Annotated in this window: 15 protein-coding genes; 6 read left to right on the top strand and 9 right to left on the bottom strand. The window is 59.6% G+C overall.

Annotated elements, in window-relative coordinates:
• Position 1 precedes the first annotated feature (1 nt).
• From FHR96_RS00570 to FHR96_RS00560, 3 genes are read left to right on the top strand one after another with little or no spacing between them, the layout of a single operon-like run.
• Positions 2-865, top strand: a complete 864-nt coding sequence (locus tag FHR96_RS00570) for an ABC transporter ATP-binding protein (protein ID WP_183385699.1) — start codon at positions 2-4, stop codon at positions 863-865.
• Positions 862-2,406 (top strand): ABC transporter substrate-binding protein, encoded by a 1,545-nt coding sequence (locus FHR96_RS00565; RefSeq protein ID WP_183385698.1) that lies wholly within the window; start codon positions 862-864, stop codon positions 2,404-2,406. The genes FHR96_RS00570 and FHR96_RS00565 overlap by 4 nt, the downstream gene beginning before the upstream one ends.
• Positions 2,393-4,195 carry an ABC transporter permease subunit gene (locus tag FHR96_RS00560; protein WP_183385697.1) on the top strand — a complete coding sequence of 601 codons (1,803 nt, stop codon included), beginning with the start codon at positions 2,393-2,395 and terminating at the stop codon, positions 4,193-4,195. The genes FHR96_RS00565 and FHR96_RS00560 overlap by 14 nt, the downstream gene beginning before the upstream one ends.
• 153 nt (positions 4,196-4,348) lie before the next feature.
• On the opposite strand, the gene katG is transcribed toward FHR96_RS00560, so the two are convergent.
• The 3 genes from katG to FHR96_RS00545 form a co-directional block, all read right to left on the bottom strand.
• Complete coding sequence (gene katG, locus FHR96_RS00555; RefSeq protein ID WP_183385696.1) at positions 4,349-6,526, bottom strand: catalase/peroxidase HPI; 2,178 nt, start codon at positions 6,524-6,526, stop codon at positions 4,349-4,351.
• Positions 6,527-6,747: 221 nt separating this feature from the next.
• A complete protein-coding gene (locus FHR96_RS00550; RefSeq protein ID WP_183385695.1) occupies positions 6,748-7,557 on the bottom strand; it encodes a hypothetical protein in 810 nt (269 codons plus the stop codon).
• Entirely contained in the window at positions 7,554-8,549 is a 996-nt protein-coding gene (locus FHR96_RS00545; protein ID WP_343066302.1) for a LysR family transcriptional regulator, read from the bottom strand. The genes FHR96_RS00550 and FHR96_RS00545 overlap by 4 nt, the downstream gene beginning before the upstream one ends.
• A gap of 232 nt (positions 8,550-8,781) precedes the next feature.
• Between FHR96_RS00545 and FHR96_RS00540 the strand changes: the two genes are divergently transcribed.
• Together FHR96_RS00540 and FHR96_RS00535 are read left to right on the top strand one after the other, a co-directional pair.
• Positions 8,782-10,281: a CoA-acylating methylmalonate-semialdehyde dehydrogenase gene (locus tag FHR96_RS00540; protein ID WP_183385694.1), complete on the top strand. Its 1,500-nt coding sequence runs from the start codon at positions 8,782-8,784 to the stop codon at positions 10,279-10,281.
• A 151-nt stretch (positions 10,282-10,432) separates the two neighbouring features.
• Entirely contained in the window at positions 10,433-11,032 is a 600-nt protein-coding gene (locus FHR96_RS00535; RefSeq protein ID WP_183385693.1) for a peroxidase-related enzyme, read from the top strand.
• A 167-nt stretch (positions 11,033-11,199) separates the two neighbouring features.
• Here the strand turns inward: FHR96_RS00535 and FHR96_RS00530 are convergent, their stop codons facing one another.
• Positions 11,200-11,658 carry a very short patch repair endonuclease gene (locus tag FHR96_RS00530; RefSeq protein ID WP_183385692.1) on the bottom strand — a complete coding sequence of 153 codons (459 nt, stop codon included), beginning with the start codon at positions 11,656-11,658 and terminating at the stop codon, positions 11,200-11,202.
• Between the two features lie 53 nt (positions 11,659-11,711).
• Here FHR96_RS00530 and FHR96_RS00525 point away from each other — a divergent pair, with 53 nt between their 5' ends.
• The gene (locus FHR96_RS00525; RefSeq protein WP_183385691.1) at positions 11,712-13,424 is read left to right on the top strand and encodes a DNA cytosine methyltransferase; all 1,713 of its coding nucleotides are present in this window, start codon (positions 11,712-11,714) and stop codon (positions 13,422-13,424) included.
• A 10-nt stretch (positions 13,425-13,434) separates the two neighbouring features.
• Here the strand turns inward: FHR96_RS00525 and FHR96_RS00520 are convergent, their stop codons facing one another.
• From FHR96_RS00520 to FHR96_RS00500, 5 genes are all read right to left on the bottom strand, one after another.
• Complete coding sequence (locus FHR96_RS00520; RefSeq protein WP_183385690.1) at positions 13,435-13,791, bottom strand: hypothetical protein; 357 nt, start codon at positions 13,789-13,791, stop codon at positions 13,435-13,437.
• A gap of 302 nt (positions 13,792-14,093) precedes the next feature.
• A complete protein-coding gene (locus FHR96_RS00515) occupies positions 14,094-16,160 on the bottom strand; it encodes an AIPR family protein (protein WP_183385689.1) in 2,067 nt (688 codons plus the stop codon).
• Positions 16,161-17,141: a PD-(D/E)XK motif protein gene (locus FHR96_RS00510; RefSeq protein ID WP_246392688.1), complete on the bottom strand. Its 981-nt coding sequence runs from the start codon at positions 17,139-17,141 to the stop codon at positions 16,161-16,163.
• Positions 17,125-19,791, bottom strand: a complete 2,667-nt coding sequence (locus tag FHR96_RS00505; RefSeq protein ID WP_183385687.1) for a Z1 domain-containing protein — start codon at positions 19,789-19,791, stop codon at positions 17,125-17,127. The genes FHR96_RS00510 and FHR96_RS00505 overlap by 17 nt, the downstream gene beginning before the upstream one ends.
• Positions 19,788-21,263, bottom strand: a complete 1,476-nt coding sequence (locus FHR96_RS00500; RefSeq protein ID WP_183385686.1) for an ATP-binding protein — start codon at positions 21,261-21,263, stop codon at positions 19,788-19,790. Before FHR96_RS00500 ends, FHR96_RS00505 begins: the two co-directional genes overlap by 4 nt.
• Positions 21,264-21,911 lie beyond the last annotated feature (648 nt).

Genomic DNA, 21,911 nt, shown 5'->3' with positions numbered 1-21,911 from the left:
CATGTCGGACACGGCACTCAACGACGACGGCTCCCTACTGCGGGTCGCCGGGCTCAACAAGTATATGCCCGGTTCCCGGCGGCTTTGGCGAGCGCGTGAGTGGTATCACACGCTCAAGGACGTGGACTTCCGCATCCATTGTGGCGAGCTCATCGGCCTGGCCGGGGTATCCGGCGCCGGCAAGAGCACGTTACTGAATCTGATGCTCGGGCTGACCCGGGCCGATGCCGGCGAGATCGTCTGTCAGGGCCGCCCGATCTTGCCCGGAACGGTGCGGGCGATGCGCTGGTACAGGCGCACCGTGCAGTACATTCCCCAGGACCCGGCGTCATCGCTGGACCCTCGCATGAGCGTGGGCGAGCTGATCCAGGAGCCGCTCGCGCGGCTGCGCATCGACTGCCACCGCGAGCGACGCGCAGCCGAGTCGCTGGAGCAGGTCGGCCTGGACGCCAGTTTCCTGCGCCGCCGGCCCACCGAGCTCTCCGGCGGTCAGGCGCAGCGCGTGGCCATTGCCCGGGCCATCGCCGTACGCCCACGCCTGCTGCTGGCCGACGAGCCGCTCAGCGGCCTGGACCTGCCGACCCAGTCCCGTGTCACCGAGGTACTGAAGTCGCTGCACCACGATGCCGGCATCGGGCTGCTGCTCATCTCGCATGACCTCTCGGTGGTCTGCCGACTGTGCCAGCGAACCATCGTGCTGGACGACGGCAAGATCATCGAGGATCGCCCCACGGCAGCTCTGTTCCGGTCTCCCGAGCACGCGCGCACCGCGGCCCTGCTGCGTGCCTCTCCCGGGCTGCCGCACTTCGCCACGCACCATAACGACACCATGCCGGCCACCTACGACAAGGAAAGCCCACCATGACGCTACGCCACGTCCTGCCCCTTCCGTTCGCCATGCTCTCGCTGGCCATGCTGGCCGGTTGTCAGCAGGAAGACAGCGATACCGCCAAGACCGAGACGGCCGAAACCGCCGAGGCCACCACCGAGCAAGGCGATCCACGCATCCGCGTCGCCATGCTGCAGCCGCCGCGCTCCGGTCTGAACCCGCTGACCGACGACGCCTTTAAGCTGTCTCGCTGGAGCACCGCCGAGACGCTGATTCGGCTCGACGCCGACGGCAGTCCCCAGCCCTTCCTCGCCACCGAGTGGGAGCGGCTCGACCCGCGCACCTGGCGCTTCGCGATCCGTGACGATGTGATCTTCCACGACGGCACCCCGCTGACCGCAAAGCGCGTGGTGGCCTCGCTGACCGCCGCCACCAACGCCGCGCCCAAGCCGCGTATCCTCGATGGCGTGGATATGGTGATCGAGGCCGACGGCGACGACGCCGTCATCGTGCGTACCGCCGAGTCCGACCCGCTGGTGCCGAACCGACTATCCAGTCCCCAGCTCGCGATCCTCGCCGAGCAGGCCTACCGCGACAACGGTACCGTCAATCCGATCGAGGCCGGCACCGGGCCCTTCGTGCTTGAGGAGATCAACGGCACCCAGAGCGCCCACCTCGACCGCTTCGAGGACTACTGGGGAGAGCGAGCCGAGCTCGCGGGCATCGACGCCGACTATGTGCCGGACGGCACGGCTCGCGGCGCCGCCCTGCGCACCGGCGAGGCCGACGTGGTCGAGGCGGTACCGGTTTCCCAGGTCGCGCTGATCGATCCCGAGCTGATCCACGAGGTGCCGATGCCACGCACCAACACCCTCTATCTCAACACCGAGTCCGGCCCGCTGGCGGACCCCGCGCTGCGCGCCACGGCCCGCGAGGCGGTCGACCGTGAGGCCATCGTGCGTACCGTCTATGAGGGCCGCGCCGACGTCGCCAACGGCCTGCTGGGCCCGGCTTTGCAGTGGGCCGACGGCCTGCGCTCGCCGGTCGAGGGCCGCCCCGAGCCCAAGGACCCGAACGGCGTCGCCATCACGCTGGGCACCTTCACCGACCGGGCGGAGCTGCCGGAGGTTGCAGTGCTGCTGGAGCAGCAGCTCGAGGCTGCCGGTTTCGACGTCCAACAGGAGGTGCGCCAGTACGCACACATCGAGGCCGACATGCTGGCCGGCGAGTTCGACGCCTTCATCCTATCCCGGGCGACCATGCTCGACTCTGGCGACCCGGTGGCCTACATGGTCAGCGACTTCGCCTGCGAGGGCTCGTTCAACATCGCTCAGCTCTGCGATCCCGAGGTCGAGGCGGCACTGGAGAAGGCCGCTGACCTGGCGCCGGGTGAGGCGCGTCGCGAGGCGATCATCGACGCCGAGGCCGCCATCCTTGCCACCGACGCTGCGGTGCCGATGCTCCATGAGCGCGTCATCCAGGGGGAATCTACCCGCGTCGAGGGTGCGGTGCGCGACCCGCGCGAGCGCGAGCTGATCAATGAACACACCCGGCTGATCGACGATGGCGACGCATAGCGTCGACCCCGACGTTCGACAGACCCCGGCGCCGCGTCGCCCCCTGGAATGGGGCGCCCTGCTGCCGGGGCTATCGCGTCTGGTGACGCTGGCCGCCGTGGTGGCGTTGGTGGGGTTGTTGCCCTGGTTGTCCGGGCGCGACCCGGCGCTGAGTATCCTGCGTGCCCGGGCCGGCGACCAGAACCCGACCCAGGAGGCGCTCGACGCGATCCGCGTGCAGCTCGGCCTCGACATGGGGCCGCTCGAGAAGCTGCAGCACTGGTTCGCCGGCCTGTTGCACGGTGACGCCGGCACTTCCTGGATCTCGGGCACGCCGGTACTGCCGGGCATGCTCAAGGCCACCGAGGTGTCACTCGCGCTGATGGCCGCGGCCCTGGTCGTGTCGTTCGTCACCGCGACCCTGATTTGCCTGCCGGCGCTGCGCCGCGGCCTGGCCGGGCGGCCGATGCCGACCTCCGGCGCGGTCGGGGCGGCGATCACGGCGCTGCCGGAGTTTCTGCTGGCCGCCCTGCTGCTGGTGGTGTTCGCCGCCTGGCTTCGCTGGCTGCCGCCCTACGGCTGGGGCGAGTGGCATCATGCGATCCTGCCCGCCCTGTCGCTGGGCCTGCCTGCCGGCGGCCTGCTGGGCCGGCTGTTCAGCGATGGCCTGACCTCGGCCTTCGCCGAGCGCTGGGTGGCGACCTGGCACGTGGCCGGCTTTTCGCGGCGACGCATCGTGCTGGCCGTGCTGCAGCGCACGCTGCCGAGCCTCATGCCCCAGGTGGGCCTGGTAGTGGTCGGGCTGACCGGGGGCGCCATCGCCGTCGAGCAGGTGTTCTCGATCCCGGGGCTTGGCCGGGCCACCCTTGGCGCGGCTTCCGCCCAGGACCTGCCGGCGCTGCAGACCGGTATCCTGATCCTGCTCGGTATCGCCGTGGTGCTGGGTGGGCTGGCCAACCTGTGTCGCACCTTGCTGCTTGGCGGGGCGATGCGGGCGGGGGCCGTGCCTGTGTCGGTGCCGACCGACCACGGTGGCGGTCACCGTTGGATCGTGCCGGCTCTGGCTGCGCTACTGCTGGCGGTCATCGTGGTGGCCGGCCTGTCGCGGGACCCGATGACCTCCGCCTATCTGCGCCTGCAGCCGCCCAGCCTGGGGCTACCGCTGGGTGCCGACGGCATCGGGCGGGATATCCTGGCGCGAGTCAGCCATGGCGCGATCTCCACCATGGGCATGGCGTTGGCCACGGTACTGGTCACCTTCGTACTGGGTCTGGCGATCGGCCTGATGCCGCGGCTAGCCGCTGGCCCCATCGAGATCACCAACGCCACACCGCCAGTGATCGCCGGGTTGATCGTGGCGGGCCTCATGGGCCCCAGCGCCAGCGGCGCCGTGATTGCCGTCACGGCGGTAACCTGGGCGCCGCTGGCCGCGCATACGGCGGCGCTGGTGAGCGAGACGCTGGGCCAGCCCCATGTCCGCATCACACCGGTATTGGGCGTCGGGCGCTGGCGGCTACTGTCGCGCTATGTGCTGCCCGCCGTCGCCGGCCCGGTGTTTCGCCATGCGATGCTGCGTCTGCCCGGCACCGCCCTGGCGCTGGCCGCGCTGGGTTTCCTGGGCCTTGGCCCGCGCCCGCCGGCGCCGGAGTGGGGCCTGCTGCTCTCCGAGAGCATGCCATATCTCGAGCGAGCCCCCTGGGCCGTGCTGGTGCCGTCGCTGGCACTGGTGCTGATGTCGATTCTCGCGGTCTCGCTGGCCAGCCTGTGGCGAGTCCCAAGTACTCGTCATGCTGTATCCCCGCGTGGGTGATTCTCTGCAAATCGGGGGCATTCGAGGGCAGGGTAGATGACCGCCGGGGCAAAGCATCGCGCCGACCCTCGGGTCGGCGCGGTGGTCTGAGAGGGGGTGGCGGGACAAGCCTCGCCGCCGTGGGTGACGGCGAGGCTTGGCGGTCGATCTCTATCAGGCCAGGTCGAAGCGGTCGGCGTTCATCACCTTGGTCCAGGCGGCGACGAAGTCTTCGACGAACTTCGCCTGGTTGTCGTCCTGGGCATAGACCTCCGCGTAGGCGCGCAGGATGGAGTTGGAGCCGAACACCAGGTCGATGCGGCTGGCGGTCCACTTCACCTGGTCGCTGTTGCGGTCGCGAATCTCGTAGATCCCGTTGCCGGCGGGCTTCCAGATGTTGGCCATGTCGGTCAGGTTGACGAAGAAATCGTTGGTTAACTGACCCTCACGGCTCGTCAGTACGCCATGCTTGGTACCGCCATGGTTGGTGCCCAGCGCCCTCAAGCCGCCGATCAGCACGGTCATCTCGGGGGCGGTGAGGCCCAGCAGCTGGGCGCGGTCGAGCAGCAGCTCCTCGGGCTTGACCACGTATTCCTTCTTCTGCCAGTTGCGGAAGCCGTCCGCCAGCGGTTCCAGCGGCTCGAAGGACTCGGCGTCGGTCATCTCGTCGCTGGCGTCGCCGCGGCCCGGCGAGAAGGGCACCAGGATGTCGTGGCCGGCGGCCCGGGCGGCCCGTTCGATGCCTACGCTGCCGCCCAGCACGATCAGGTCGGCCAGGCTGGCGCCGGTGTCGGCGGCGATACCCTCGTAGACCTTCAGCACCTTGCTCAGGCGATCGGGCTCATTGCCTTCCCAGTCCTTCTGCGGGGCCAGGCGAATCCGTGCACCATTGGCGCCGCCGCGCATGTCGGAGCCGCGGAAGGTCCGCGCGCTGTCCCAGGCGGTGGCGACCATGTCGGAAACGGAAAGCCCGCTCTCGGCGATCTTTTGCTTGGCGACTTCCACCGAGTAGTGGGTGCTACCGGCCGGCACCGGGTCCTGCCAGATCAGGTCCTCGTCGGGCACTTCCGGACCTATGTAGCGCGACTTCGGTCCCATGTCGCGGTGGGTCAGCTTGAACCAGGCGCGGGCGAAGCAGTCCTCGAAGTAAGCGGGATCCTGGCGGAAGCGTTCGATGATGTCCCGGTAGGCGGGATCCATCTTCATCGCCATGTCGGCGTCGGTCATCATCGGGTTATGGCGAATCGACGGGTCGCTGGCGTCGACCGGCTTGTCCTCTTCCTTGATGTCGACCGGCTCCCACTGGTTGGCGCCGGCGGGGCTCTTGCGCACCTCCCACTCGTGGTCGAGCAGCATGTCGAAGTAGCCCATGTCGAACTTGGTCGGGTACTTGGTCCAGGCCCCTTCGAGGCCGGAGGTCACCGCGTTGGCGGCCTTGCCGTGCATGTTGGGGTTTCGCCAACCCAGGCCCTGTTCCTCGACGTCGGCCGCTTCGGGCTCCGGCCCGAGGGCGTCGGCGTCGCCGTTGCCGTGGGTCTTGCCGACCGTGTGGCCGCCGGCGGTCAGGGCAGCGGTTTCCTCGTCGTCCATCGCCATGCGCTTGAAGGTCTCGCGCACCTGCTCGGCGGTCTTGAGCGGGTCCGGATTGCCGTTGACGCCCTCCGGGTTCACGTAGATCAGGCCCATCTGCACCGCGGCCAGCGGATTCTCCATGGTGTCGGGCTTGTCGACGTTCTCGTAGCGCTCATCCGAGGGCGCCAGCCATTCCTTCTCGGCGCCCCAGTAGGTGTCTTTCTCGGGGTGCCAGATGTCCTCGCGGCCGAAGGAGAAGCCGAAGGTCTTCAGCCCCATACTCTCGTAGGCGGCGTTGCCGGCCAGGATGATCAGGTCGGCCCAGCTGATCTTGTTGCCGTACTTCTTCTTGATTGGCCACAGCAGGCGACGCGCCTTGTCCAGGCTGACGTTGTCCGGCCAGCTGTTGAGCGGGGCGAAGCGCTGGTTACCGGTACCGCCGCCGCCGCGGCCGTCGGCGATGCGATAGGAGCCGGCCGCGTGCCAGGCCATGCGGATCATCAGGCCGCCGTAATGCCCCCAGTCGGCCGGCCACCATGCCTGGCTGTCGGTCATCAGGGCGTGCATGTCCTTCCTGAGCGCCTCGAAGTCGAGCTTCCTGACTTCCTGGCGATAGTCGAAGTCCTCGCCCATCGGGTTGGTCTTGCGATCGTGCTGGTGAAGGATGTCGAGGTTCAGCGCTTCCGGCCACCAGTCCATGTTGGAGTGGCCGGTGGCGGTGTTGCCGCCGTGCATCACCGGGCACTTGCCTGCACTGTCTTGCTGCGTTGCGTCACCCATCTCGTGTCTCCCTCATCGCGAAGTCGTTGGCTGCTCCAGAAATGCTTCAAGGTGGTCTTCCTGACCCTCCGGCGGCCGAAACGCGCCACTCGACCCGGGGATCTCCATCCTCTTGTTTTCAGCTTAGTGATGAGGATCGAGACTTCCATTGTTCTTTCTCGAAGGCGTCGATAGCCCTCCTTTATCGTGAATCATGCATACAGCCGCGGCCAGCGTGTCGGTCATTCTCGCCGGGGGCGTGTCCACTCACGAATGCCGGCCGCGGCAAGCCGGTAGAGCAGGTACAGGAAGCCCAGTGGAAACAGCATCGTCTGGGTGATGAAGATCATGGTCAGGTCGATGACGCGATCGGTGAGGGCGTCGAAGCGTTCCGTCATGCCCTCGACCGGATTGTCCACCAGGCTGCCGACGCGATCGGTGAGGCCTTCCCACCAGCTCCTGTCGTCGGCCTCGCCTTGGGCGAGGCGATGCTCGGCCAGCGTTTCCAGTTGTTCCTGGCTGCTGCGCAGTTCGGTCATGGCCTGGTTCCTGGGGGCTTCCAGGAAGGCGTGCTCGGCCATTCCGCTGGCCAGGGCGACGGCGACCACGGCGAAGCGAAGGAAGGCGCACACCAGCACGCCTCGTAGCGCCGCACGCCGCCAGCGCGGTGCGTTGCCGGCGAGCGCGAGTGCGGCGATCAGGCAGGCCAGGCTCAGCAGGCCCTTGATGATGGCACTCGAGGAAATGCCGAGCAGCAGCTTCTGCAGCGCCAGCGACCCCGAGGCAGCGAACATCACCCACGAGAAGCGCTCGATCATGTCGTTGGCTGGGTCCAGCGCCTCACCCACCGAGAGCTGGAAGACCTGGAAGTCCAGGGTCGAGGACTGCAGCACCGAGATGCTGGCGTTGAGCCCCTTGGCGATGGCGAAGGCCGAGAAGGCGTCGCCGAGGGCGGCGTCGAGGGTCTCGGTGGCCAGGGTGCGGGGCAGGTCCAGCCAGGCCAGGGCGGCGAGCAGCAGCAGCGCCGCCAGCAGCGGGAGGCGTCGAGTCATGATGCCGGCTCCGAGGAGGCCTCCGAGGCCTCGTTGGGTGGGGAGGGTTCGGCGGCGGGAATCACCAGCTCGCCGCGTCGTTCGCCCATCAGCAGGTCGCGGTTGGCCTCGACGGCCTCGCGCAGGAAGTCCCACAGCAGGCGGACTCGGGACAGCCGTCGCTGCTCCTGGCGAGCGGTGATCCAGAATTGGCGCACCACCTCCACCTCATCCTCGAGCACGGCGACCAGGTCGTCGTCGGGCTCGGCCATGAAACAGGGCAGGATCGCCAGGCCGGCGCCCTGGCGAACGGCGCGATACTGCGCGGTGACGCTGGTGCTGCGGATGCCGAAGTGGGGCGGCGTGTCGACACGGCCGGGGGCGAGCAGCGGATCCAGGTAGTGCAGTTGGTCACTGAAGATCAGGTCGTCGACGTAGCCGATCAGTCGGTGCTGGCCCAGCTCGGCGAGCCGCTCGGGGGTGCCATGGCGGGCTAGATAGTTGCGGCTGGCGTAGAGGCGCAGCCGGTAGTCGCACAGCCGCGAGGTCACCAGGCCGGCGCTGCCGGGACGCTCCACGGTGATCGCCAGGTCGGCCTCGTGACGGCTCAGGTTGACCACCCGTGGCAGGGCGAGGAGATCCAGGGTCAGGCGAGGATGGCGCTCGCCGAACCCCGCCAGCAGCGGGGTGATCACCCAGGTGCCGAAGCCCTCGGTGACGCCGAGGCGGATCTGGCCGCTGAGCTGGCGATTCTGGTCGCTGAGCGTCTCCAGGGCCTCGTTGGCATGTCGGGCCATTTCCTCGGCGTGGGCCAGCAGCCGCTGGCCGGCCTCGGTCAGCCGGTAGCCGTGGGTGCTACGCTCGAACAGCTGGGCGTTGAGCCGCTGCTCGAAGCGGCGGGTGCGCCGCGACAGGGTGGAGTGGTCGACGCCCAGGCGTCGGGCGGCCTCGGTGAGGCGCTCGGTGTGCGCCACCTCGAGGAACAGCTGGATGTCCTGCCAGTCGAGGATCACGGGGCGTCTCCGTTCGATCTGCTTGTGCATAATGGCACAAGCAATGTGCGCGCCTGGCGGTTGCCTGTCAATTCGCCTCCTTTCTACACTCGAAACACCCGCTTTCGGTGAGATGGCCTTGTCGATATGCACATAAGGTCGAATGTCGGATAACAACCACAATGCTTGGGTCTATAGGAGGAGGGTGGCACGCCGAGCCATCCATTCCTGGGCCCGCCAAGGAGCCGCAACCATGACTGTCCGAGAGATTCCGCTATACATCGATGGCCAGGCCGTGCCGTCCCAGAGCCAGGAGTGGCGCGACGTGGTCAATCCGGCCACCCAGGAGGTCGTCGCCCGGGTGCCCTTCTGCACCGTGGAGGAGGTCGACCGTGCCGTGGCCAGCGCCAAGGCCGCCTTTCGGGAGTGGCGCAAGACGCCGCTGGCCAAGCGGCAGCGCATCATGCTCAAGCTGCAGGCGCTGATTCGCGAGCACACCGAGGAGCTGGCCGCGCTGATCACCGAGGAGCACGGCAAGACCCTGCCCGACGCCGCCGGCGAGGTGGGCCGCGGCCTCGAGGTGGTGGAACACGCCTGCTCGATCACCTCGCTGCAGCTCGGCGAGCTGGCCGAGAACGCCGCCACAGAGGTCGACGTCTATACCCTCAACCAGCCGCTGGGCGTGGGCGCCGGGATCACCGCCTTCAACTTCCCGATCATGCTGCCCTGCTTCATGTTCCCGCTGGCCATCGCCACCGGCAACGCCTTCGTGCTCAAGCCCTCCGAGCAGGATCCCAGCTCCACCATGCGCCTGGTCGAGCTGGCGCACGAGGCCGGCGTGCCGCCCGGAGTGCTCAACGTGGTGCATGGCGGCCCGGACGTGGCCAACCGCCTCTGCGACCATCCGGACATCAAGGCGATGTCGTTCATCGGTTCCACCCACGTCGGCACCCAGCTCTATCGTCGCGCCTCCGAGGCCGGCAAGCGCGCCCAGGCGATGATGGGTGCCAAGAACCACTGCGTGGTGATGCCCGATGCCAACCGCAGCCAGGCCATCAACAACCTGCTGGGCTCGGCCTTCGGCGCCGCCGGCCAGCGCTGCATGGCCAACTCGGTGGTGGTACTGGTCGGTGAGGCTCGCGAGTGGCTCGACGATCTGGTCGAGAGCGCCCGCAACATGAAGGTCGGCCCCGGCACCCAGCGCGACGCCGATCTCGGCCCGCTGGTCTCGCCGGCCGCCAAGGCGCGGGTGGAGGACCTGATCGCCACCGGCGAGCGGGAAGGCGCCAGGCTGCTGGTCGACGGCCGTGGCTGCCAGGTGAAGGGCTACCCGGACGGCAACTTCGTCGGCCCGACCCTGTTCAGCGACGTCACCGCCGAGATGACCATCTATCGCGAGGAGATCTTTGGCCCGGTGCTGTGCGTGGTGAGCGTCGACACCCTGGACGAGGCGATCGAGTTCGTGAACGCCAATCCCAACGGCAATGGCACCTCGATCTTCACCAACTCCGGCTGGGTGGCGCGGCGCTTCGAGACCGAGATCGACGTCGGCCAGGTGGGCATCAACGTGCCGATCCCGGTGCCGGTGGCCTACTTCAGCTTCACCGGCTCGCGGGCCTCCAAGCTCGGCGACCTGGGGCCCAACGGCAAGCAGGCCATCGCCTTCTGGACCCAGACCAAGACGATCACCGCTCGCTGGTTCGAGCCCGAGAACGTCTCCAGCGGTATCAACAGCACCATCTCGCTGCACTGATTCCGGCCAGCGATACGGCATCCGCCGGCCCCGTCTCGATAGAGGCGGGGCCGCTTTATGTGTGGGCCACGAAAGATGAGTGGAAATTAGGTTGACGTTAACGTTAACTAGAAGGGTGTAGCCCGTCACGATCATCGCTCCAGGAGCCGCCATGAACGCCCCCATCAGCCGTTTCCCCGTGCCCGATTCCCTCGATGACCTGCCCGAAGACATTCGCGACGCCATCCTGGCGGTGCAGGAGAAGGCCGGCTTCGTGCCCAACGTCTTTCTGATGCTGGCCCACCGGCCGGCGGAGTTCCGGGCCTTCTTCGCCTATCACGACGCCTTGATGGAGCGCGAGTCCGATACGCTCACCAAGGCCGAGAAGGAGATGATCGTGGTGGCCACCAGCGCTCGCAATCGCTGTCTCTATTGTGTGGTGGCCCACGGCGCCCTGGTGCGGATCTATAGCAAGGATCCGCTGCTGGCCGACCAGGTGGCCATCAACCATCGCACCGCACCGATCGACGAGCGGCACCGGGTGATGCTCGACTTCGCCCTCTACAGCGGCCTGGAGGTTGGCGAGCTCACCGACGAATGGGAGACGCGGCTGACCGAGGCCGGCTTCACCCGGGAAGACATCTGGGACATCGGCGCCATTGCCGCCTTCTTCGGCCTGTCCAATCGCCTGGTGACCCTCACCGCCACCCCGCCCAACGAGGAGTTCTACCTGATGGGGCGGGTGCCGAGGGAGAAGTGGCCCAACCGGTAACTGAGGCGGCCCGGCCATACTTCGCGCATTCTCTTCCAGGCTATCTCGAACCCGAACCTGAAATACAGTGCGCGACCTGGTATGATGGCGCGCTGATCAAGGAGCGGAACCAGGATCTGGTTGGCGAAAAGTCTTGTATGCATATACAGTAATCATGATCCAGCCGGCTATCGGCAGGTTCTGGGAGGGACGGCTGGCCATTCCTGATACTGGTTGACACCCTCGATCAGCACAGGGATTTCGGTGAAACGATCCGAGCTGTGCTTGAAACCACATTCCCATACTACTAGGACACGCCAGTCGAGATACATGAGGTCTTTGTGGTTACGACGGTCCCGTTCGACATTGATGCTGAACTTTTCCTGCCAGAATGCGACTCTGGTGGACGGTGTCGTTGCGTAGAAACAGCTGGAATGCCGGTGCCAGAAGCAGCCATTGACGAAGATGGCGAGGGAATATCGAGGCAAGACGAGGTCCGGCGCACCGGGCAGGTCATTGCGATGCAGCCGGAATCGGTATCCGCGGTGATGAAGGAACCTACGGAGAAGCAGCTCCGGCTTGGTGTGCTTCCCGCGAATGCGGCTCATCATCCTCGAGCGAGTTGTCTTGTCGACCACATCTGTCATCAAGAAGACTCCTGCGTCGTCCGGTTGTCGTCTCCTTTCAGGTTATTCGAACAATGAGTAAACCGATACAGGTAGTGGATCTATTTGCTGGTCCTGGTGGCTTGGGAGAAGGCTTCAACTCTGTTCGAGACGAGGATGGGCACCGAGTATTCAGAACGCTGGTATCGGTAGAGAAGGAAAGGCCGGCCCATAGGACATTGACACTGCGTGCCTTCTACCGCTTGCTGCAGGATAGCGGGCGTAGCATGAGGGGCTATTTTGATTACCTGAACGGGGGGGAGCATCCCTCGGAACGGCGGGAAGCCAAGGATCTGTGGAAACAGGCTGAGCATGAAGCGCTACAACTTGAGCTTGGCGGTGCGGCAGGCAACCATGCTTTAGAAGACCGCCTCAACTCAGAGCTCGATGTTACCCGTGACTGGGTTCTCATTGGCGGGCCACCCTGTCAGGCCTATTCTGTCGTAGGGCGTGTCAGGAATCGAGGCAAGAAAAACTATAGTCCCGAAGAAGACAACCGCCACTTCCTGTACCGAGAATATCTTGATGTCATCGCCAAGTACAGGCCGGCTATCTTTGTCATGGAGAATGTCAGAGGAATACTGACATCCCGGGTGGGCCGGGAAAAAATCTTTGGCCAGATACTCAATGACCTGCATGATCCTACCAAGGCAACAGGCCAAGAGGGAGTTGTCGTGCCGGCGTACAGGGAAGACGGTTACACAATCTTCTCGCTCGAAGATGAGAGCGTCTATTTCCCGAAGGAGAAAGGGCTCTTCTCACCAAAGCAGCTCGATGAGGAAGAGTACAATGCATTCGTGATCAAGGCCGAAGATCACGGTATACCGCAGGCTCGTCACCGAGTCATCTTGGTCGGGGTGAGAAACGATATCGTGACCCGAGTTGGAGCCCCGGCCATGGCCCGCCAGTTACGTATGGTGAAGGTTGAAGATGAGGACAAGGTGACCGTCAGGAGAGTCCTCAAGGATCTGCCACCATTACGTAGCGGGCTGAGCCGAAACGACAGTGATGAAGCTTGGTATACTGCGATCAAGCGCGTAGCGACTCGTGTTGCAGAAGAGCTTCTTGAGCACAAAAGTGAACATATAAATCAAGACGTTATAAGGAAAATTGCAGCGGAGCTTCACGGCATAGCAAAAACACCACGTGAGGGGCTTAGTCGTCGCCATGAGCCCGTAGCTGAGCCAAGAGCCATTAGGCCGACTTCACCGCTCGAGGAGTGGTATCACGGTGCTCAGGAACCGAATATAAAAGGCTTATGGTACAATCATGAAGCCAGAAGCCACATGGAGGAGGATCTGGCCAGATACCTCTACTGCGCGACCTTTGCCAAGATCGTGGGACATTCTCCAATAGGAACCAAGGAGATCTATCTCGACTACTTGGCCCCTATGCATGTGAACTGGAAATCTGGCAAGTTTGCTGATCGCTTCAAGGTGGTGATTGAGAGTCAACCTTCAAAGACGATCACGAGCCATATCTCGAAGGACGGGCACTACTTTATCCATTACGATCCGCACCAATGCCGAAGTCTGACTGTGCGTGAAGCTGCAAGACTGCAGACCTTTCCTGATGACTACTATTTCGAAGGAAATAGAACGGAGCAGTATGTTCAAGTCGGCAATGCTGTGCCGCCGCTCTTGGCTGCTAAAATTGCTGAAAAGGTCATGCGCCTTGTGAATCAGGCCGGTAATGTTGTTGGTGAAGAGGTAGAGAAAGAGAGGGCTTTACTCAGTCGGACGGTCTAGAATCGGCTGGTCAGAAGCGCTTTATCAATATCTCATCGTCTAAGTGGTTGAGAATGTTGTCGTTCATTCCTGCTCGTAGCCAAGCGTCTACAATCTCTATTAATGTTTGCCAATATTCTATCCAATCCTCGACTCCATAAGAGGAAAGGTGCTCTTTCTCCATACTTGTGGCAGGTTCGCTATCAACGCAAATATAGCAATTCGGGTCGGTTGCTTGGTGAAGGCTCTCGAATGATGCTGTGTCTTCAACACTGATAACCCCATTGTCGATATCTTTTTTTATCAGTTGTTCTGCTGATTTTAGCCGGGTGACGAGGATGCAGTTGATGGTTTCAAAAGAAGGGGGTTCACAATGGTTTCTGTTCATCTTTCATCTCCTTTTTCTATGTTTATTATAGTATGTATGAGATGGCGGGGATCTGAAAGAGACAATTTCTCTATATGCTAGTGTTTTGACTGAGATGTCTTCAACAGCCAGGTCAGAGTGGTTTGTTCACCACGGCAGCCTTGCAGGACCAGCACGTGGAATCTGAATCGGAACCTCGCCCTGAAGAAAGCCTTGGGGACGAGGTTGCCCAGCTTGGTTACTTTATCAGTATCTTGATATCTCTTGGCATCAGATGGCCGAAGTATGGAAAAGCGTAGTAAGTGAGTATGTTGGCCATCCGGTCAGTCGGCAACAATTCCTTCTGTCCGCCCTTTTTCAAGGATACCAAGCAGTACCGTGCATTGCTTCTCAGTGGGGATTTTTTCCGGAATCTGCATGGCTATCTTGAGAATCCCGATCTCCTTCGGGGTAAGAAGCGCCTTCTCAATAAGCCTCCCATGAAGACGACTCCACTTTTCGGCAGGGACAGCCAGCACCTGTCGCTGGGCTTCGATACCGTTGTCGATCCTCTGGGTCTGCCTTGCGGTTCGCACTTCCGCTGCCTGCTCATCGGAAGACACGAGTTGAGAGTAGAACTCGGATGGAAGTCTCTTTTCGATCTCGACCGTCCGGCCCTGAATCCGGTCCCAGCAAGCTTCCTTCTTGCACCACTCCGAGATGTTTGAGATGCCATCTGGGGGCCGGGTAATTTCCTCATTCACCACACAGGAAACGATTGAAAGCACGCTGTCCATGACAGCGTCGATACCTTGCTCATTCCATATACGTAGAAAATCAAGGTGTCCCTTTTTTCGCTTTGTGATCTCGCTCAGCACCGCAAGCGTATAGGCGACGATGTTGGCGCGATATCCTCCCTTGTACCAAGGCTGTGTTGATACCAGCCGCTCGGTAGCACGAAAGATCAATCCTCGCGCAACCGAACGCTTGAAGTAGTGTTCATTGAAACTGTCGGAGGATTTTTCCCATTCACGACCGATGCGATGGGCATACTGAGCGAAGTTTTTCTGGGCACCTAGATTTACATATCGTGGGTGATCATCCCAAACGTTCTCGAACTTTGCCAAGTCGGTTTTCGTGAACATCTGTGGTTTGGGGTTCTCTGCCTTGAAGCGACGCTGTTCGCTGGGTGTGAGCTTCGACTGAGCATCGGCGTACTGGCCGCGCGCTCGTTCGTAGAACCACTTGGTCTCACGCTGTGCACCGTTCTTGGCAGGTGCCCAGATGCGCCTGGAGAATCCTTCCATACGGATATGGAATGGGTGGTTGGAAAAGAAGTCCGCAGCGTTCACTCGGTTTTGGGTGTTCGCATACTCGGAGATTTTCGGGACTACAGCTTCGCTGTTCTGACTATCGATGACGGAAAGTTTCATTTGAACGAATATCTGTGACAAATCTGCCTTGTCACGCCTCCGCGTATGGAACAGCGAGGCAGTTGTCTGGCCACCATTGACTATCTGAAGATCGATAACTCTTGTTATTGCAAGCCCGGAATCCGTCATATTGGTCTCGACGCTCTGCGCGGTCGCCGTGATACCGTTGTTATAGGAAAAGAACATTCCCGGTTCATTCAATATCGTTGCCCTTATGCCCTTGTTTACTGTACCCCGAGCCTGAAGGAATGTCCTCACGTTTTGTTCGAGCAGTCGCGCACCGAATCTTTCGTAAAGTGATGCGAGGACCTCCGCCGGCATGACAGTCAGATAGGACTGATAAGCTTTGTCTCCCAAGTGAGCCGGCAGACAGGAGATACCCGATCCGAACATCTGCTCGAAATCGAGATCGAGAGGTTCCTTGTGGCTACGCGAGCTTCTCTGGCGATGAAGGCGGGAGATATCCCAGATTTGATAGGTCACGGGAATGTCCGCCACAACCGAGTCGGGAAGCTCCTTGATCCTTTCACTCAGCGAGCGCTCGGAAAAAAGGGTCAGCCTGAGTCGACGAATTGCTCCCTTTCGATCAGTAATTTGTCTAGCAAGGCCATATTCCGGTGACGTGAGTTCCAGATCGGCTGCCAACCCCTTGCTGATACTGGCCTCAAAGAAATTCTCAACTCGCTTGAATGTAGTATCAACATCTGTCTTGGTCAGGGATGCCAGATCATCTCGGGATTCATAGTCAGCAACAAAGAGATCTAGGATACCCTCGTCGTCAAACCAATATCCATCCACACGCATTCCACGTTTCGCACGGAAGTGGCAGAGCTCAAAGCCTTCTGTGACCCCGGTTTCGATAAGTTCATTCGCAACGGTCTCCATGAACTCGGAAAGCTGAAATCTGCCATTTGCCTCGGCACCGGCCAGAAGTTCTTGGTGGAAATCGTGGAGGAATTCTGCGGTCGTGATCTCCAATCAGGGCCTCCCGAATATTTCGATATCTTCACAAGAAAATGGAGCAATTGCCTCCAATTGAATGTCATAGGCCACATGGGACAGACCCTGTGGTATCCGAGAACGGATTAGCCGGGGAAACTGTTCTGTAACCGTGTATCCATTGGTACTACCAACAGTGAAACGTGGTCTGTCATAGTCCGCCAGAGCAGCGTACCCACAACCGGCAATCTTGTCGGAGAATTTTTCAATTGCCTCGGCAGTAATAAGTTCCTGCTCAATCAATGCAACCATGTCGTTCAGCGAACGTGCCGATTCTGCATCTGGCATATCGATCAGGCGCACTGTCATCAGAAACAGGCTGTCCACCAATGCTTCCAGCTGATCCTCGGAAGATATGCGAACACTGCTCCTCTCGCGACCGGAAAGGGACTTCACTTCTATGGCAACGTTACCCAAAATGAAATCCTGATGTGAGTCGTCGGCCCCACACCACGCATCGATAGCCTCATCCTGCGTCAGTCTGTGCAGGTAAAGTTGACGTAGAACATAGAGTTCAGCAAATAGACCACGAATCTCTTCGTTCGTCAGCAGCCTCGCCTTCTTCCCTGCGAGAAAGGCCTTCCACCGCTTCAGGTGTTGAAGAGTAACGGACAGCGCGATGGTGGAGTCCGTCACAGACGCCAGACTGGAGATCAGCGTTTCACACAGTCCAAGGAAAAGGTCACTATCGATATTCCGTGAAAGTGCCAGTACGAGACGCTGCTGGCTTTCATTGTCACCATTGCGAAGGTCGACACTGATTCCATTCAGCCGGGTTACGTCACGCCGGTATTGCGCGGTGTGGTCACCCTCGAGTTCAATGATAAGAAGACAGCGGCCCGCAGTATCCTTGCCCCAGTAAAAAGGTATACCTGTCGTGTCTGCCACCCGTCTAACATTGTAATCCGAGCGAGGTTCGGCGATGTGCTCCCATGGAGTGATCCTACTCGTCATAGTCATCCTCCGCATCCGGATCATCCTCGAACGATCCATACATTTGCTGCAACCAGACACTGTTGGCAACAACTCTAATCTCATTCTCGGGACCAAAAAGACCGTTTGGGAAACTGACGCCAAACGCAGGGATCCGCTTTCCTTTCAATTCAATAAGCTCCGTTTCTGTAGGTTCAAGAACATGAATCATCAGAAGTGGCTTTTTCCTGACAATACGATAGTGAATGTCCGATGGTTTGTTTTCCTTGCTGTTCGGGTCATTCTTCGCTTCTTCTGATGCTTGAGCGAGCTGGCTTTCAGTCAAACCAAATTTTTCATCTCCGCGACTGGCTAGACGATGTTTTGACAACTGCCATCCTTTGGAGGTCGCACTTTTTGCAGAACGTTGCTGAGTCCCCAGCTTGAATTCAGCGGCTATTTCAGGCTTCTTGGAAATCAAGAGAACATCACCATGCTGGAACCGCTCGGATATAGCGTAAAGATAATCCAAGGCGGCCTTCTTATTTACCTCCATGCCAGAGTGAACTTGGAATCGTGTAACAAAAGCAGATATCTGGTCTACGCTTACATCAGGAATAAACCAACCTTTCTTTGTCTTTTCAATCTCTTTGCCGAAACCTGAGCGCCAGAATTCCTGAATGAGAGCCTCGTTTTCAGTATTAACATTCGAATCCAACGGAAGGCAGGTGATTTCTCTGATACTGCCAGTGAGATTCTGGTTGAATACAACTTCTTCTCCCGTTCGCATTTTGTTGGCAGCCGTGATAAGTAGTCTGTCTGGGTGCGACTGAACATAAAGTCCGAATTGCTTCGGGCTCATGCCATCACGACGCATACGTTTGATCTGCTCTCTCAGTTCCTCGGATGCCTCCGCGATATGTGAGTACCAATTGATCGAGTCCTCGGAAAGGTGAACACGACAGAGATCCTCAAAACCGGGGCGATAACCGAACCAACGCCCCATTTGCATGAGCGTGTCATACATTCGGGTGTTGCGGTACATGTAGCTGACAGTCAGCCCTTCTATGGTCAATCCCCGTGAAAGACTGAGCCCGCCAATGGCAATAGCGCTAAGTCCGACACCATCCCTTTCGTATTTTTTGAAATCAAGCACCTCATCGCTCTTGCTGTTGATAACAAAGATACGGAGGCTGTCGAACACCCCCATGAGAGAAGCCTTGACTTCATTCCATTCGAACTCGCAGCTCGAATACTCACTTTCGAATACAGCCCGAAGTGCTGCCATGTATTGATTTCGAGAGGAGACCTCCTCGGGCATCATGTAGTTTGCCTTGACAGCCTCTCGGACTCTTTTTTCACGGATACTGATAAAGTTCCTGACTTCCTGCTGTATGGAGACAAAGCGGGAAATGTTGATCATCATCGAACAATGCTTTCCGGAGTGTCCACGCAGGTTTCGGATTGCACGTGCGACAATAAATTGATCCATCGCCCTGTAGAGACTGGGAGGAAGTTCGACAACAGCATCATCCTTCTTGTGCGAGAAGGGTAGATAATCTTCACAGTCGGTTATGCTCTCCAGCACAACCGAGCTGGAGTCCTCGTCGAGGAACACTCTTTCCGGTCCAAAGTAGGTATTAGGTGCATCCAGTGAGTATATGAAATCCCTAGGAAACAGCTCATCCCGCGCATCATCGTCATAGGCATCCGGGTTTATGAAGATGTTTGCGAACGGAGTGGCCGTGTAGCCAACATAGCAGGACTTCGCAAACAGTCCGAGAATCCGGCGAATCATCGCATTGGTGCGGGTCGGACTGATATCCTCCTTGTTCGTATTGATCGATGCATTGTCGGCCTCGTCATCAATCAACAGCATCGGGACATCCGATATGCGCCCGTCTCCCTGAGCATTGAGCTCCTTCAGCCATTTGTGCAGAGCCTCGAGGGTGCGAACATTCTTCTTGATGACAAGGATGATGGGCTTACCGAAGTCATTGATTTTCCACCCGCTCTTGGCTGCAGTATTCTTGCTGAAATCCTCGTTGATATTGGTGAGAGTGGCTGGGTAGGGATAATCACGATTTCGTCCAACGCCGATGGCGACCCGGTTTTCCGGGTCACTGGATCGTCCGATGAATCCTTCATCGATCCGTTCCTGCGTCTGCTTGCGCAGGTTGTTGTGAATCCCCGCGATGACAATGATGAACTTGTAACCGGCATCGGCAGCCTTCGCAATGACTCCCATGTAGTTCGCGGTCTTCCCGGACTGGACATGACCAATGACCAGTCCTCTACGGTTCCAGGATCCTTCGCTGGTTGGATCCTGCAGTTGCCCCAAAATCTTGCTTCCAACGTCGCTGAGTTTCTGCACGAGGCTGGGCTGCCACTTCTCGCCCTTCAGATATCCTTCATATGCATCCGAATAGGTCCATTCTATGTCACGCTTGTAAACCCATTCTTCATCATGATATACCTCGTTATCGACCAGAGAGACGCCGGATCCCATCCATGTATCGATCGCAATCATGGCTTCCTCGACAGCAAGACGCAGGTCGCCATCGTAACCAAGAAGAGGTGCCAGCTGCCTTGCCCTAGCTTCGATATCAGCCTTTTTCGGTACCTCCTCCTGGCCCTCGAAAGCGGTAATGAGGGCTCTGATTAGCCCCTTTTCCTTTTCATTGCGAATGTCATTCATGTAAACTCCTGGTCGATATATTGGTCAACGATTTCCATATGCCGCTCAAACAGTCTTGTCGATCTGACAACTTCACGGAAAACGTCCGCATTCCCTGTGGCGTCTCCCCACAGCGCAGCACGCAGCGAAAAAAGCCTGTCAATGATATCTTGCTCCGCAGGTGTCTGACTCACTTCCTGCGGATGGGTTGAATAATCGGAATAGATCATCTCGACAGGCAATGACGCGGAAATCGAAGCCAGCAGAACATTCAGATTCTTCTCCCCGTCCTTATCCAGTCGTTCCACCAATCGCTGGATCAGTGGATGTGAACCATTGATCGTATAGCGAATCCCTCCATGGTCGGCGTACCTTTCCCATATCGGAGCCGCATTATCTTGGAAAAGGCGCTGCCCACGGCCACGATGCACAGTAGTACTGCGCCCCGTAACCTCTGAAATGATCTGGCGAAGCCGCTCGCGTACCTGGCGGGGAGGCCGAGCGCGTGATTTTTTGATATCTATGGTCCAGGATTCATCCAGATTATTGGGGAAGTCGATCTGTACCCGCGCGAGTTTGGTAGCTTCACCTTTCGGGATGAGCCGGAACCAGTCACCCCAAGCCATGAGGCGGCCATTGCGATATATATATGCGCCTTGGTTCGATATAAAGTCGCTGCGACTCTGGTAAAAATCGTACTCACTGGCAGTCAGCCTTGAGTGATGCGGCAACACATATGGCTGAAGTCGAACTGCAACGTCACCGACACGAACAATTTCCTCTGGAAGAATCTGTGTGGCCGGATTACTTTTGCAGAAAGGATCGAAAGCAATGACAGCATGGCCGTTGACGGTAATGGAAATCTTGGGGCATCCCTTGATCTCGCCAGCCAGGAACCGATGAAAGACGAGCGCGAGGTGCCTGTCCAGAACATCCAGCTTCTCACTGATGATCTCGTCTCGACGGTTGCCTGTTTCGTCCTCCACGAGCCGATCAAGATCCCGCCAGATGACGGCAGTACCACTATCCGATAGTCGGTCAACGTACGGCAACGTCTGGATATCTTCTTCGTCAAGAATGGACAGGACCCATTCGTCAACGGCGTCGATACGGTCAAGATTCCACTCGGCTCCGCAAAGTACTCCATCCTTTGCGCTGACTACTGTTAGCGAACGGCACTGGGAGAACGATGCTGTCTTCAGACCAAGGCCAAAGCGTCCCAGATCCCGCGGTGATCGAAGTTCCTTCGGATTGGTCGATCCATGGCGCATGGCATCAAGGAGCTCGCCCTCCGTCATTCCCCTACCATTGTCGAGGGTGACAACCAAAGGGGCTGTATGTGACGTGTCGCAGATGATGTCGATGGTATTTGCGTCGGCAAAAAGGCTGTTGTCGATCAGATCGGAAATTGCTGTCTCAAGTGAGTATCCGAGGTCGCGCATCGATGCTGAGAGGCATGATGCACTTGGCGGATGAGTGTGATCGCGTGCCATCAGTGCTCCCCCTGTAATTTCTGGTTCCATTCAGAAGGTTTTCTGCCACCTTCACCTGTTTGTGGCTACCAATAACGGCATAATAATTTCAATCCTGACGGAACCTCTCTCTTCGATTCCCGGCGATGATTCATTTTCCTGACTAAGTCAGACGCTAGGGGTATTGCCCCTCTCTTCCCTCATGCATTGGAATCAATAGCTCTTTGAATGTGCCACTTGACTGTTGCTTGACGCTGGAGACAACCGTCAGGGGGAGTGCATTGAGGCTCTTCCTCAGGTTATCCATGCTCCGAGGCCTCTCTGGCAGGTTATATATGGGCTACATAACAACTGCCCCCCGCACGGACGAGAGGGGGCTCTTTGCTAAGTCATCTCGCGAGGGGCGCTGTGACCACCGTGTGGCAGGCCAGCGGGCTTGAATCTGCCGTTTCCCCCCATTGTGGATAACTTGAGTTGAAAGATGGCTGCTCGCTATAGGCTCGCAAGCTAGTGTCTGTTGGGCGATTACTCAGGTGAGGCTCTCGCTCGGAGGTAAGGCCATTGAAGGTGGTATAGTGTCGGTACTTGGCATGGTTGCCCCCTGCGAGGTAGTCATTTGAGCTTTGATGCTGTTATACCATTCCGAGGGCTCAAGGTCATACCGGCCAA

This window comes from Halomonas organivorans (genome assembly GCF_014192055.1).
Lineage (GTDB): Bacteria > Pseudomonadota > Gammaproteobacteria > Pseudomonadales > Halomonadaceae > Halomonas > Halomonas organivorans.
Note: the sequence above shows the minus strand (reverse complement) of the source record. Positions and strands in the feature narration are given on the sequence as shown.